Origin of the sequence: Pseudomonas sp. FP603 (assembly GCF_030687415.1) — a bacterium.
GTDB lineage: Bacteria > Pseudomonadota > Gammaproteobacteria > Pseudomonadales > Pseudomonadaceae > Aquipseudomonas > Aquipseudomonas wuhanensis.
The window spans coordinates 168644-183126 of the sequence record NZ_CP117431.1 but is presented as its reverse complement, the minus strand read 5'-3'; the positions used below and the strand labels follow the sequence as shown (position 1 = coordinate 183126).

Annotated in this window: 9 protein-coding genes; all 9 read right to left on the bottom strand. The window is 55.0% G+C overall.

The window, feature by feature from the left end:
- Nucleotides 1-3: 3 nt before the first annotated feature.
- The 9 genes from tnpB to tssM all read right to left on the bottom strand — a co-directional run bounded on the left by tnpB (nt 4) and on the right by tssM (nt 14478).
- The gene (tnpB, locus tag PSH65_RS00790; protein ID WP_049285761.1) at nt 4-363 is read right to left on the bottom strand and encodes an IS66 family insertion sequence element accessory protein TnpB; all 360 of its coding nucleotides are present in this window, start codon (nt 361-363) and stop codon (nt 4-6) included.
- A 459-nt stretch (nt 364-822) separates the two neighbouring features.
- A complete protein-coding gene (locus PSH65_RS00785; protein WP_305424508.1) occupies nt 823-1731 on the bottom strand; it encodes a type IV pilus biogenesis/stability protein PilW in 909 nt (302 codons plus the stop codon).
- 235 nt (nt 1732-1966) lie between these two features.
- A complete protein-coding gene (locus tag PSH65_RS00780; protein ID WP_305424507.1) occupies nt 1967-2968 on the bottom strand; it encodes a tetratricopeptide repeat protein in 1002 nt (333 codons plus the stop codon).
- Entirely contained in the window at nt 2965-6108 is a 3144-nt protein-coding gene (locus PSH65_RS00775) for a hypothetical protein (RefSeq protein ID WP_305424506.1), read from the bottom strand. The genes PSH65_RS00780 and PSH65_RS00775 overlap by 4 nt, the downstream gene beginning before the upstream one ends.
- Entirely contained in the window at nt 6105-7136 is a 1032-nt protein-coding gene (locus PSH65_RS00770) for a sel1 repeat family protein (RefSeq protein WP_305424505.1), read from the bottom strand. The genes PSH65_RS00775 and PSH65_RS00770 overlap by 4 nt, the downstream gene beginning before the upstream one ends.
- Nucleotides 7137-7147: 11 nt before the next feature.
- Nucleotides 7148-9184 carry a type VI secretion system tip protein VgrG gene (locus tag PSH65_RS00765; protein ID WP_305424504.1) on the bottom strand — a complete coding sequence of 679 codons (2037 nt, stop codon included), beginning with the start codon at nt 9182-9184 and terminating at the stop codon, nt 7148-7150.
- A 28-nt stretch (nt 9185-9212) separates the two neighbouring features.
- On the bottom strand, nt 9213-10229 hold the full coding sequence (locus tag PSH65_RS00760) for a serine/threonine-protein kinase (protein WP_305424503.1): 1017 nt from the start codon (nt 10227-10229) through the stop codon (nt 9213-9215).
- On the bottom strand, nt 10226-10954 hold the full coding sequence (locus PSH65_RS00755; protein ID WP_305424502.1) for a PP2C family serine/threonine-protein phosphatase: 729 nt from the start codon (nt 10952-10954) through the stop codon (nt 10226-10228). The genes PSH65_RS00760 and PSH65_RS00755 overlap by 4 nt, the downstream gene beginning before the upstream one ends.
- Complete coding sequence (gene tssM, locus PSH65_RS00750; protein ID WP_305424501.1) at nt 10954-14478, bottom strand: type VI secretion system membrane subunit TssM; 3525 nt, start codon at nt 14476-14478, stop codon at nt 10954-10956. Before tssM ends, PSH65_RS00755 begins: the two co-directional genes overlap by 1 nt.
- Nucleotides 14479-14483: the final 5 nt, after the last annotated feature.

Sequence of the window (14483 nt, the reverse complement as noted above, 5' to 3'; positions counted from 1 at the left end):
GGGTCAGGCTACGTAGCGTGGGGTCAAAACCTGGTGAGGACGGTTGCGCCACAGGTCAAAACCGTCAAGCAGCCAGTTCAGTTCCTGGACGGTCAGAACGATCACTTCATCGCTGAGATCAGGCGATGTTTTGAATCGTTCGGACTCCAAGCGCTTAAGCCAAAGGCAGAAGCCGTTGCGCTCCCAGTACAAAATCTTCACGCGGTTACGGGGCTTGTTGAGAAAGACGAAGAGCACGGGATCGAACACCGCCACTTTTATATCCAGCTCGACCAGCGCAGCGAGGCCATCAATGGACTTTCTGAAGTCCACGGGCTTGGGGTAGAGATAGACTTTTTCGACTTTGGCGTCGGGTCGCATCATGGCGAGCTGGCTCCTGAGGGAATCGGGAGCACAGCATCCGTGATCGGCTATGCACTTTGAATGTGGGGTTCATGGAGCGGTTACACATCTTCGTCTTCGCACCGTCGGACGTGAGCTGTGAAACTTTGTCGATGTTGCGCCGAAACACATTGCCGCCGATGTTGATTGTCTGGTCGGAGCAGACCGGGATTACGTGGATTTCAGTGTCCTGCACCGTCACGGATCGGCAGGACGACACCAACACCACTTCAACGCCGCCACACTGCATGACATCGCGTTGGGTGTAGGCATCCGAAGGCGCGGCGAAGGCTGGAAACGAGAGCAGCAGCGAAAGGCTGCCCGCGAGCAGACGCTGATTCATGGAAAATTCCCTTTTACCATTAACTGGAAAATAAGAAGACCGTTTTATATACGGACCTCAACAAAAGCCAACTCACAAATCGCCCCCCCCTTTTCTTTCTACTTCAGAACACTACGCTCCTTCGCACGCTCAGGGATTTTTTGCTGTTTACCGCCTATGATCATGAGCTCGTTATACGTTTTATAGTTTTTCGCGGCGGTAGCTTTGTCGCCTTCCGACCAATATGCATCTGCAATATTGAGATAGGCCACGACTCGTTTCGGATTATCGGCAATGACTTTTCCCAACAACCAAATAGCATCCTCATTGAATCCAGCCTGCTGCCAAAAATAAGCAATATCATTGAAGCTTTGCTGGTCACCACTCGAGTAACCATGGTCAGTTATATACTTCTCTATAAAACCTCGTTTCGGAAAACTCACGAACGCTTCTTTATTTTTATAAAGCCGAGATGTTGCATTCTTAAACTCTGTCAGAATCTCACCTTTCAGGCTCGCAACAGTTTTCTCTACCAGTCTTTGTTTCTGCATGCAGTCTTCAGTCGTACAGGCTTCCGCTGCATCTTGCTCAACGACTGAATAACAGTACGGCTGCGATGACTCAGAGGCACCTGGCCCCTTCTGCAAATAAACAAGTCGATCCTGATTTATTTTTAGTGCTTTACAGTAGGGTACCGTTCCGAATGAGTCAGGAACACCCGATTTATTTTTTACAACATCTACCGCACTTACAACCTTACTCGCCTCAAGAGTTTTAACTTTTCCATCCTGACTTACAAACCAGAAGCTATTCTCCTGAGTAGTGCAGTCACACTCACAGCTCAGTACATAATATCCACTTCGGATGTCCCACTTGGACTTGGCTACACCGTCAGACCCACAATAATTCTCTGCAATGGCCACAGAGCAAATATTGGTATCCGCATCGCATGCGAGCTTTTTACCCTCGCCCCACGCTGAAGACACCAGCAACAGAATTACATATAACCAACGGCTGTTAAAGCTCAAAAATATCTCCCTGGACAACGAACAAAGCGAACCGAACCGAACCGAACCGAACCGAACAAAGAGGATAGGTTTATTTATCGAAAGTTAAATCTACCCCCACAAATAAATCCGCCCCTTTTTACGGCTCGACAGGTTTTAGCTGCGCTCACTAACTCTTTTAGGGATTTTTGCTGCCTTGCCCGATCGACTCATCAATGCGCTGTATTTTTTATAGTTCTCAGTAGACAAGTCTTTTTTATCTGCCCCCCCAATAAGCATCCGCCAGATTTAGATAAGCAACAATCCTGTTCGGATTCTGTGCGACTACCTGTTTTAGCAGTTCGATTGCCTCACCATAGTAACCAGCCTCAGCAAATAAAAAGCCAAGATCATTAGACCAACCAACCATATTTGAATAATAGTACTTTTCAACTATATAAGTATCTGGCGCACACGTCTCATCCTCGCCACCATCTACAACTAGATAACTCATAAGCTCCTTGAATTTTACCTTATCACCATTTTTGTATGCCAATAGCGCCTGATCAAAATTTGAAGCTACCGCCACTGACATAAGCTTTTCACGCTTAACGTCTGAACGCTGAGCTTCGACATGAAGCCTCTTTAAATACTCGAATGCTTCAGCTCCCGAAAACGTTTCGAGTGATTTAGACATAAGCGCATTCGAAGGAATTGCATAAACGCTTACAAGCGACCTATCACAGGACTCATTGTTAACCACCAGAAAAAGATTATTCATAACAACCTTCTCCGACTGAGCGTCATATTGAAACTGAAGATTAAAGGTATACTTGGCGTTGTCTTCTTCCTTTGTATTCAGGTAGACAATTGCGCCAGGCTTCGTGGAAGCATACTTGAATGAGACCATTTCTGCTTGCGCATCCACTACACTGATAGTTTTTTCTGATCCCTTTAAGACGCCAACTTCAAATCCATCATAACTTGCTGGGGAATAAGCATTTTTGATTAATGGCAACGCAGTTGGCGCCTCAACAATTACGGACTGCTTAGAGTCGACGATTGCCGTCACAAGTAAGCGTTGAGCCCTATCGCCGGGTTCACTTTTCAAAATCAATAGTTTTTGGCTGCTTTTATTCGGAAGCAAACCAATGTCAAACTCTTTAAATATCTCCGAGGCCGCAGGTGGATTGAACACTTGATCTGCGGAAACGGAAATGCTTCCACCCCCTAAAAGAACAAATATCAAAAAACGACAGTTTTTCACGAATCCGCTCACTGATTTATCTCCTGATATATGACTGTAAAATTACTTCGCCGCTCGCCATAACTATTAGTATGCTTATTCACAACTTCTGTTATTTTATCTGTAGAGGTTGTATTAGGTGCAACAAGATCATTCAGCTTATTTAGCTCCCAAAAACCCATCGCAGATATAAGGCCTATTTTCGTTTCGAGCAACTGATCGGGATTATCAACCATGTTAATGGTCTCCTCCGGCAGCTTCGCCCTTAACAAATCTTCCACGGCTTTATAGTTAGACTTCCATGTTAGTTGAATAAATCCTTTACCTTTATACTTTATACCTTCCACACAGCCACCCGCAGTCAATACAAAATTGCCCTGAGGGGAGCAGCAACAGTAAATGCGTTTCGCGATTTCATCTTCATTTGGAAACTGAGAATAAGCTTTATTTTTTCGAATGGTATAGGCACTTTTTGCAGCCGGACTAAGAGCGTTATACTGCGCCATTTCGATACGCTTATACCCGTACTGATCCGCTTCCGCTGGATATGTATTAAAATACCGCCCAAATTTAGATCTGAGCGCTTCTGCGGAATACCATAAGTCTTCCACTTTACCAACCAAAGCATTTCCAACTTCTGTTTTAACTTGAGCAAAAAACTGAGCAATTCTAGGAATTGTATTAATTTCAAAACGATCGGCATATTTATTGAACAGCCCCCGCACCTCTTCTCGCTTTTCCTCTGACGACTCCGGGAACATTTTTTTCATTTGATCGTACGACAAAAGCTCCGCAGTAGCGGATGTAAATCCAGCAACAAATTCTATTGGATGAAAGTGCCAAACCACTTCTGAACCAATAGCAGCCTCGCCAACAAGCTCATCCCAAAACACATATTTGCTTATTCTTTCTTTTTCATGCTTCAACGTTTTGGGTGATGACTCCAACAACTTATCCAACTTACTCCACTTAGCCGACTCTGCTTTGTCCTTCCATTCAGTCGGATGATGAGCAATAAGCTTCGCCCACTGATCTCTCGTATCAATATTCTTCAACGCGTCGGCGAGCTCGCCGGGATCGACTTCACCATCATGGTTTTTATCAATTTTCATGAGCAAATCTTTGAAGAACTGCGGCATGTCTTCGGGGTCGAGGAAACCGTCTGCCATAGCGTTTGTTTCTTCAACAATATGGAATCCCAATTTTTCCCAGTCGTGCTGGGTGACGATTTGGGCGCCTGCTTTTTTCACTAGTCCGCTGACCGGTTGAGCGTCCTCGGTAACACTGACCTTGTACCAGTCTTCAGTACCTTCCTTTATGACCGGAGCCTTACTGAGGTCGACAGCATGGTCGAGTTTGAGCACTGTCATGCCCGTCGCCGGGGGTGTCTTCTTGAGCTCCGTTCCGGTCGGCAAGTGCAGGTACTGTTTGCCTGTTTTCAGACCAGCGAGGTTTTTAAGGAAGTCTTTCACTTCCGATTCGGCGGTGAATATTTCGACGTGAACCTGAAACTTGCTGTCCGACGCGCCTTGCTGGCTAGTGAGATTTTCCGTTTGCCCCAAATAGCCGATCGGGTCACCAGCCTTGATTCCAATGCTAGTCGTCACAACCTCAAATTCTGTAGGCGTGAGCGTCTCCCACTGCACGTACTGGCTATCCGGATCGCTTTCGACAATGGCCCAGAAATTTGATGGTACGCTCCCCGTGCCTGTCCATATGCTAGCTTCCACCGGTGTACATGGGGCCATTCGCCGCAATTTGTTGTCGAGAACCAAGCTCACAACATCCTTGCTATCGAACGCAATAGTGCTGCTGACCGTTATCTCACGACTTTCTTCTATACGCGCACCTGCAGGTTGCCCATCCGTAGGGTTCGCTGGTGCGGCATACATAGCCAAGCGTTTGCACGTCCTAGCTTTTACTTTCCCTTGCCAATACTTTGGCTTGGCACGTTCCGGTACATCGTCCGCGAGCCAAATACGTTTGGGTTGGGAGTTTTGGTAAGGTGCACCATTCTTCAAATAGGCGAACCAAACCTCTCTCCCTGCTTCACGAACTTTGTGTGACCCGTTCTTTACACTGCCGGAAAGGATTTTTCCTTTAGCATAGGTGACGTTACCGACGCTTCTCTGCTCCAGCACCTCAAGCTTGGTGCCCATAGCCAGTTTTCCGGGAGACTGAACGCTGCTTGTTTCGGGAAACTCGTCGTATGCCTTGAAGTCATTTACCTTCATGGTTACTTTGGGTTTTGGTGTTTCTTCCTCGGATAGTGGATAGCGCTTATAAGGCAGCAAATGCATGTACAGACTGAAGAAGTTCAGCTTGTTTTGCTTGCCTTTGTTCGGCCCTTCTTCCGGATTGGGTGCCGACTTGTACTCGTGACGCACCAGGCAGAAGGAGTTGGAATATTTCAGCTTTTTCTCATTGTCACCGAAGGTCGACTCCAGATAATCCTCGTTAAGGCGATACGCAACGACTTTGCCATCGGCCATGCAGCGTATCGGCTCATTCAGTACGCATTGCGGAGCACTTGCATCACTGATGTGGATGCCGCCATGCCAAAATTTGTTGCTACCCAACAAGTAATGACCTGACTTCTCATTTTCGAGCGTTTTGTAAACTTCCTCTGCGTCAGTGAATTGCTTCCCGTCAGCCTTTCGGAAGGGGTATTGAAAATTCATCAGGGGTGCGGATCCCGCCGGAGCAGTTCCTGGGGTGGGTGCAGCCGCTGGCGCAGGTTGTGCATCAGTTCTGTATTGAGCCTTCGGACGCAAAAACTTTTCTGGCATCGGCCAGTAACCGCTCTGGTGCCCATATTTAGCTGATTTCGGCCCAGAAGAAGATTGCGAGCCGAAAAAATTCCCCGCGGTCCGTACAGAGTTGATGTCCTCGACTACCCCGGTATGCCCGTGGAAATTGATCCAGAGTGCAATATCACCGGGCTCGACGCTCGCGAGCGGAATGACGTCAAAATGGGTTACGTCAACATTCAGCTGTCCCGTTGTCAGGTATGGAATTGAATATCCCGCGTCCTTCAGCATTCGGTACAACAGACCTGAACAGTCGATTTCCTTTCGACCGTCGCCGTCGGCATCGGCGTAACCTTTCGCTGGACCGTATTCATATTGGGTATGCGGGTAGTTAGCCCGCTGTTCGAGTAGTCCGGTACTCATCGGAAGCTCCCTGCTTTAAGACATTGAATTGAGTTATCAGCGACGACGCCTTGGGCCGCTAAGTGGTCAACACCTCGCGTGCCGGACTCAGGATCCTTTTTCTGAACCTCCTGATAACACGCCATTGCTCGGGGCAGGTCAGCAGGGACGACGGTGCCGACTTCATACACCTCGCCAAGTTGGCTCAGCGCATCTACCGAGCCTCGGCTCGCGGCGCTTTCCAATGCAGCCATTGACTGTTGCGGGTTGATACAGACGTGCTTGTCGTCGTATTCACCCTCATCGCAGTAAAAATTCGCAAGCGTCACGCCTGCGTCTGGAATGCTTTTTGAAGCAGCAATCAAAAGATCCACAATTTTGCTGTTATCCAGGCGGGGAGCTTGCCCAGAAAGACTGATTCCCGCAGCAGCGAGTGCAGCTTGCGGCGAACCTTCTTGCGCTCCGGCCAAGTAGCTATCCAGTGCTGCTGCGTACAAATAAACACCCGATTCAGGCGATGCATGATTAGCCAGCCTGTCAAACCATGCACCTTTCCTCAGCTCTCGCTGACCTGGCAATAGTTTCTCTGTTCGAGACACAACATCAGATACGTTTTCAAGCGACCAATCTTCGACACGATCCAGAACCCAACAGTCGCCGTGTTTGAAGACGAAAACCTTTAGAAATTTGCCTGCCTGGTCACGAACGATCAGCTTGTTCGGTAAATCGACCTTAATAGTTAGGCTCGACGCAGCAGCATTTTCCGGCACAAGAACGTTCAACTCGGCAGCGTCCAGCGCTTTGATTTTGCCCTGGACAACCTTTGGCTTGTCGCCATCGGCAACCACTCGAAGTTCCTGAACGGACGAGGCAATAAATGCCTTCTGTATCTCAGGTTGGGATGAGAAAACCTGGGCGAACTCTGCAAAGTTGCCGCTCGGGCATTGCGGGTCACTGGGCGATGAGGCAACGGCGCCGCTGCACATACCCAACGTCAGCAGTGCGATGGAGCACCACTTGAACTGCCTTGCATTTTTGTTTGTTGTCATCACGAACTTCATCACTCAGAAAACACAAAAAAAGCCTTCGGTTTAACCTTCTCAGGCGGCGCATTCCCCAACGCCTGATCCATCAAACTCCCCGCCTTATCCTTATCCGCCGCCCCCGGCAGCACCGGTGGCTTAATCCCAATCCCCGTCCCACTCCCAGCCGACCCACCCGCATTAATCTTCACCACCGGCCCAACCACGGTAACCCCACCCGCATCCAGCTTGATGAAGCTACCGCCCGCTTTTACCGTCAGTTCCATCCCCGCTTCGATAACAATCTTGTCCCCAGCCTTGAGGTGTATTTCCTTCCCGGCACTGGTCAGCTGCGCAGTCCCCAGCTTGATGTGCTGGTTCTGCCCAACCGTCAGGTGGTCATCCATCCGCGCTTCAGTCTTGCGGTCGGCGATGGTGGTGCGGTGTTCTTCGGCTTTGAGTTCGGTGTAAGTGTTCTTCTCAACAGTGTCGTGGCGTTCGTTGCCCACGCGAATCTTCTGGTCGTGTTCGATGTTTTCATCCCAATCCCGCTGGGCATGAATAAAGATCTGCTCCGCCCCTTTCTTATCTTCAATCCGCAGTTCGTTGTACCCACCGCCCCCCGGTGAGCTGAGGGTTTTGAACACGGTGCGCGTCTTGTTCGCCGGCAGGTCGTAGGGAACCTGGTTTTCCTTGTGGTACAGACACCCGGTCACCAACGGCTGGTCAGGATCCCCTTCAAGGAAGGTCACCAACACTTCCATACCAATACGCGGAATGGCGATGGCGCCATAACGATCACCTGCCCAACTTGAAGAAACGCGCATCCAGCAGCTGGTTTTGTCGTCGGCCAGGCCTTCGCGGTCCCAGTGGAATTGCACTTTGATTCGGCCGTATTGGTCGCAGTGGATTTCTTCGCCTTTGGGGCCGGTGACCATGGCGGTCTGGCTGCCGAGGACGCGTGGTTTTGGGTGTTCCAGGGCCGGGCGGTAGAACACGTTCCACGGGGTGGCGAGGAAGCGGTTGCGGTAGCCCTGGTGGAAGTCGTCTTTGTTGTCGGTGGTGTCGCTGGTGACCGACTCTTCGAGCACTTGCGGCTGTTTGCCTTCGTGGACGACTTCGGTGAGCAGCCAGAGGTCGTTCCACTCGGTGCGTGGGTGGTCGGAGATTTCCAGGAAATGGCCGCTGACGAGGGTGGTCTGGTCGCCATGGCCTTCGGCTTGCTGGTAGTCGGCGCGGTGGCGTTCCAGGGCGCGCTGGCTGAGGAATTTGCCGCGGGCGCGGTCGAGGAAGCGACCGGGGTAGTCGTAGTCTTCGAGGTCTGGTTCGGTGCTTTCGCCGTCGGGTTTGTAGGCGGCTTCGAGTCGCAGGTTGGGCTTTTCGAAGTCGTAGTCGCGGCGGGTGACGCGGCCGGTGCGGGTTTCCAGGCGCAGTTTGAAGCCTTTGATCACTGGCTCGTCGGCGACCATGCCGCTGCCTTGCACGTAGGCGGTGGGCTGGCCGAGTTTGGGGAACACGGTCTGGTCGTCGCCGAACACCAGCAGGTGGGCTTTTTCGCTGTGCTGGAAGTGGTAGTGAATGCCTTCTTCTTCGCACAGGCGCTGGACGAAGTGCAGGTCGGTTTCGTCGTATTGCACGCAGTAATCGCGGTCCGGGCACGGGGTGCTCAGCTGGAAGCGGTAGGCGTTGCCTTTGATGCCGTGTTCTTCGAGGATCAGGGCGATGATTTTCGGCGCCGACATCTGTTGGTAGATGCGTTGGTTGGTGCGGTGATGCAGGTATTGCAGGTGCGGCACCAGGGAGATTTTGTAGCGGGTCAGGCGCTTGCCGGCATCGCCTTGGGCGACGCGGTAGATCTGGCCGTGGATGCCGCTGCCTTTCGGGTCGAATGCCAGGAACGCCTGTTTGTGCAGGAGCTTTTCCAGATCCAGGTCGGGGTTTTCGCTGACCAGTTCGAGGTCGAAGCGATACGGCTGGCTGATGCCTTCGGTGCCGGTGAACGACAGCACTTGCAGGTCGCCGGCATAGTCTTCGACTGTGAGGCTGAAGTGCGTTTCGTTAGCTGAGTTGAACATTGCTTGCTCCCTGTTCGGTAGTCATCCGTTACGCCCGCAGTCGAAGGCGTTGCAGCAAAGACGAAGTGGCGCCCATGGCGTCACGCAATTGGGCGGCGGTGATGGTGCGCTTGGCCGCATCGAAAGCCAGCGCCTTTCGCAGGGCTGGCCAGCAGTGTTTCGGTAGATTCTTTGGTGCGTGCAGCTCGCGCTCCAGATGCCCGTCGCGGGCCTCGGTCGAGGGCAAGCGGCGGAACGGGTGTTTGCCGCCCGCCAATTCGTAGATCACGCAGGCCACGCCGTACACGTCCGCGCTGGCCGACAGCGTCTGGCCTTCGAGCAGTTCGGGGGCGGCGTAGCCGGGGGTCCAGGCGTTGAAGCGGTTGCGACTCAGGTGCGGCAGGCCGGGCAAGATGCCCTCTTGCGCCTGGCCGAGGCCGAAGTCGAACAGGCGCACGCCGTCTTCGCTGAGCATCACGTTGCTCGGCTTCATGTCACCGTGCAGCACGCCGCGAGCGTGGGCGTAGGCCAGCGCGTCGAGCAGCGGCAGCGCGATGTCACGCAGTTCTTTCCACGGCAGGCCCAGGGGCCGCTCGCAGAGTAATTTGTCCAGGGTCAGCCCACGCATGAGTTCCATGGTGATGAAGGCGCGCTGGCAGTCGGTGTCCACTTCAAAGGTGTGCGGTCGCAGCACGTTGTCGTGGCGCAGTCGTCGGGTCAGGGCGAACTCGCTGTAGAGCAAGGCACTGGCGTCCGGCGATTCGGCAAATTCTTCGCTGAGGATTTTCAGCGCGATGTAAGGGTCGGGATCGCCGAACTGTTCGCTCAGCAAGTCCCGTGCACGGTAAACCGCGCCCATGCCACCGGCACCGAGCAGGCGCTCGATGCGGTAACGCCCCGCCAGCACGTCGGGCAGTTCACCGACGCTGGCCCGGGTCGGCGCCAACGCAGGCTCAGCCTTATGCGGCTTTCCGTTTAGAGGCTTGGCGAAGGCGAAGTAAGTCAGGTTATTGGCTTCTTCCTCGGTCACCAGCAGGTCGTCGAACGGTGGCATGAATTCGGTCATTGGCGGATCACCACGGCAGTCAGGTTGTCCCGGGCCGAGCCACGCAGAGCGCCGTCGAACAGACGCTCCAGCGCAACGTGCGGCGCGGTCAGGCTCAGGGCGTTGCCCAGGGCGTCGCTGCTCAACCCTTGATACAAACCGTCGCTGCACAACAGAAACGCATCGCCGGGATAGACCTCGAGTTCCAACACATCCAGCGTCAGTTGCTCGGCAGCACCGACCGCACGGGTCAGCGCATGAGCAGCAGGATGCGCGCGAGCGTCTTCGACGCTCATGTTCTGTTCGTCGATCAATTGCTGTTGCAGCGAATGGTCCTTGGACAGCTGATACAAACGCTGGCCGCGCCACAGGTAGCAGCGGCTGTCGCCGGCCCAGATGCAGGCCGCGCGATTGCCTTCCACCAGTAGCGCCACCACGGTGCTGCCCATGATGCTGTCGTGGCGCCCGGCGGTGACGGTCAACTCTTGACCCAAGCGGCGGTTGAGCCAGTGCAGGCACTGGCGAATACCTTTGAGTCGTTCGTCGAAGTCATTTTGCACCGGCAATTCCGCCAGGCTGGCGACGATCAACTGGCTGGCGATGTCGCCACCCTGATGACCTCCCATGCCGTCCGCGACCACCCACAGCCCCTGCTGTGGGCAGTCGAGAAAGGCATCTTCGTTGCGCGCCCGAACCTTGCCCGGATCGGTACGCGCAGCGCTGCGCCAGGGACTGGCAACCAGCATCAGAGCTGCACCGGCATACGGAAGGTGCGCAACACGCCCATGTCGAACGGGTTCGGCGTGCGCTGGCTCGACAGCAAGTAGTTGGCGCGCAGGCCACCCACGTCAGCCTTGAGCACCAACACGTCGCGACCCATCAAGTACTCGGTCTGCATCAGGTCGAACAGACGGAACAGCGACCATGGGCCGGAGTTCTTCTCGATGCCGATCGGGCGGCCGGCCATCTTGTCGAGGACCAGGCTGGTGCGACCGTCTTCGGCGTCGGTCGGCCATTTGAACGACACCGGCACGATCGGGCCGTGGCGGTATTCAATGGTCTTGTCGCCGAACTTGAATTCGGAACGGCTGACGGCCGGGTCGAGGGTGTACGGCTCCAGTTTGAACTGCACTTGCGGCTCGGCCGGGTTGCTGGCGAAGAAGCTCTGGCGGATCACTTGTGCCGCGGCCATCTGGTCGAGGTAGACCTTGGAGATCGGCATGCTGTGACCGTCAATACTGCGCAGGCGGTAGTTGCCTGGATCGCCACTCACGAACGGACGCATGTAGTTCTCGAAGAAGCGGTCGGCGATGCCTTGGGCCTTGAAGAACTCGCGAAAGTCGCTGATCGCGACATCGCTGGTGCTGTGGGCGCTGAACGGGTAACGCTTGTTGATCGCCTTGCCGTAGAAGCTGTACAGCTCGCTCTGATAACGCTGGTTCAGGTACTGGTAGGAATCGTTGAGCACCAGACGCCAGGTGTCTTCGGCCAGCACGTTGAACCACACGCTGACAGGGCGCGGCAGACGGTTCGACGCGTTGCGCAAGTTGCTCAGCGCATCACGCTGGCCGCTCATGCGGGTCTTGGCCATTTCGAACGCAGCCTGGTCCGGCGCACTGGCGCGAGCGAGGCTCGACAGTTGCAGTTGCAGGTCGTTGAGCGCCGTCAGGGCCGGTGTCAGGTCAGCGGCCGGGCCGTTGTTGTCATCCAGCAAGCGGTGCAGCGGTTCGAAGCGACGTTGCAGGGATTTCTTCGCGGTGTCCGGCAAGTTCTTGGCCATGTCCGACGCTTTGTCCGCGGCAGCCGCAGCGAGTTTGCCCAACTTGCCGCCCTTCTCGCCCAGCTTGTCAGCCGCTTCGGCGGCTTCATCAGCGCTGTCTGCGATGACCGGGAAACGGGTGTTCTCACGCACTTCCACCAGCAGTTGCAGCACTGGGGAGTTGGCGGAAGTCAGGCCCGCCAGTTGCTCGGCGCCTTCACCGGCGTCGTTGATCGGTGGCAAGGCAACCTGGCCGACCGCTTCGCTCCAGAAGTTGGCGTAGTCGCGGAAATACAACTGCTCCAGTTCGACCATCAGGCGACGCAAGTCCATGCCGCTGATGCCCGAGCCCTCGCCCAGCACCCAGTTGTCACGCAGGATATCGGTGACCAGTGCAGTGCCCTGGACCGAGAAGTACTGCTGATAACCCTGTTGGGTGTAGAACCCCGGGATCACGTAATCGGTGCCGACAAACAGCGCACCCTGTGGGCCCAAGTGTTGGCTGAATCGGTATTCCGGCAGATTGCGAGCCTGTTCGCGCAGCATCCGGTAAACCACGTTGGCCAGCGACTCGCTGCGCAGCACCTGACGGGCCTGAGTCACCAGTTGATCGTTCAGCGGGTAAATAAATGGCTGCTTGAGCAAACGCTCGAAGTGGGTGTTCAAGCCGTTCTGCACCGCGGTGTTGCCGGCGTAGCGCAGGGACCAGTCAGTGGCGACCCAATCCTTGAGCCACGTAGCATCGCGGCGATCTTTCATGTTCAGCATCAGGTACGCGCGCAGGCTGTTGAGCAGGCGTTCGCGATCCTTCATGTTGGCGCGAATCTGCCCTTCCAGCAGCGTCGCGACCCGTGGCAGCAGTTGCGCTTCAAGCTCACGCTCGTAGGCACTCTTGACCACCGGATTGGCGTCTTCGCCTTGGTACAAGCCGCCGCGCTCGTGATACGACACGTCACCTTTGTTCGGGAACACCTGGGTGGCCGCATAGCTGGTGTCGAGGGTCTTGAGCACCGCCATGGAATCATCGCGAGCGGTCAGCGCCGAGCGTTGTTGCTTCCAGGTTTGCGCCAGAGAGCGCAGGTTTTCCAGACGCTCATAGTTGGCCGAGAAACCGCCGGCCCAGAGCATGCCGAACAGCGCCAGTGCCGCCAATGCGCCCACGTACAACGCACGTTGGCCCCAGTGGATGCGGCTGCGTTCACGTTTGTCCAGACCAGCCAGATCGGCCTCGGGGAAAATCACCCGGCTGAGCAAATGGTGAATGAACCGCGAACGGCCACTGCGCAGGGTCGGCAACACACCGGCGTTCATACCCAGATTGGCGCCGATGCCGGCGGTGGTCTGGTCCATCTCTTGAGTCAGGTGCGGTGCGCTGGTCAGGTAGAAACCGCGCAACTGACTGACACGCTGGTAGCGGTTGCCGGTGAACGCCATGTCGACGAACAGGCACAGGCGCTCGCCGATCTGCCCCAGTTGATGCGGGAAGTCGAGGATCCGACCACGGCGCTGGGTGTCGCGCTCCTGGTGCATGCGCATGATCACCTGGCTGTTCAGGCGACGCAGCAGCTCTTCGAACTCGGCGCGCAGTACGGCGACGTCAGTACCGCTCTGTTCTTTGCGGAAGCTGGTGCCGAGCACCTGATCACTTTCTTCGCGGGTCAGCTGATCGAAGAACTCGTCGAAACCGAGCAGGCGATCGGCTTTGCTCAGCACCAGATAAATCGGCACGTCGACGTGCAGTTTCTGATGCACGTCTTGCAGACGCGCACGCACCTGGCGGGCCAGGGTGTCGAGGTCTTGCTCGCTGCCGCCCAGCAGTGTTTCCACCGGGATGGTCACCAGCACGCCGTTCAATGGACGGTTGCGACGACGCTTGCGCAGCAGGTCAAGCAAGGTGCTCCAGGCGCTGCCATCGACTTCGGCATCCGGCTGGGTCAGGTAGCGCCCAGCGGTGTCGATCAGCACACCGTGGTCGGCGAAGTACCAGTCGCAATGCCGAGTACCAAGGGTGTCGCGGGTGAGTTTGCGGTCGATCTTGTTGATTGGAAACTCAAGGCCCGAGAAGTCCAGCAGGCTGGTCTTGCCGCTGCCCTGCGGACCGATCAGCAAGTACCACGGCAAATCACTGCGCCAGCGCTCGCTGCGACCGCGATACAGGCTCGAGGTCTTCAGGGTTTTCAACGCATCCTTGAAGCGTACGCGAAGCTCTTTCTGCTCTTCGTCGATCAGCTCTTCACGGCGGATACGGTCCTGGCCGTCTTCGGTTTCTTCCACAGCCTTTTTGCGCACACCGGCGCGCCAGCTGACGAAGACCATGGTCAGGCCCCAGATCAGGAACAGCACACTGATGGTCAGCAGGCGGGAGGTCGAACCTTCCCAGAATTTGTAGTCATTGACCGCCAGCAGCGGCCCGACGAACCACACCAGCAGCGCGACGAACAGCACCAGCAACAGGGTCCAGACCCAGGTCTGGCGCAGGAATGCGCCGACTTTCTTGAAAAACTTTTTCATCACAC

Excerpts from the sequence above, each read along its gene's own strand:
- PSH65_RS00755 (WP_305424502.1), bottom strand. The coding sequence starts at position 10,954 with ATGCTGGTTGCCAGTCCCTGGCGCAGCGCTGCGCGTACCGATCCGGGC.
- tssM (WP_305424501.1), bottom strand. The coding sequence starts at position 14,478 with ATGAAAAAGTTTTTCAAGAAAGTCGGCGCATTCCTGCGCCAGACCTGG.
- PSH65_RS00765 (WP_305424504.1), bottom strand. The coding sequence starts at position 9,184 with ATGTTCAACTCAGCTAACGAAACGCACTTCAGCCTCACAGTCGAAGAC.
- tnpB (WP_049285761.1), bottom strand. The coding sequence starts at position 363 with ATGATGCGACCCGACGCCAAAGTCGAAAAAGTCTATCTCTACCCCAAG.
- PSH65_RS00760 (WP_305424503.1), bottom strand. The coding sequence starts at position 10,229 with ATGACCGAATTCATGCCACCGTTCGACGACCTGCTGGTGACCGAGGAA.
- PSH65_RS00775 (WP_305424506.1), bottom strand. The coding sequence starts at position 6,108 with ATGAGTACCGGACTACTCGAACAGCGGGCTAACTACCCGCATACCCAA.
- PSH65_RS00770 (WP_305424505.1), bottom strand. The coding sequence starts at position 7,136 with ATGACAACAAACAAAAATGCAAGGCAGTTCAAGTGGTGCTCCATCGCA.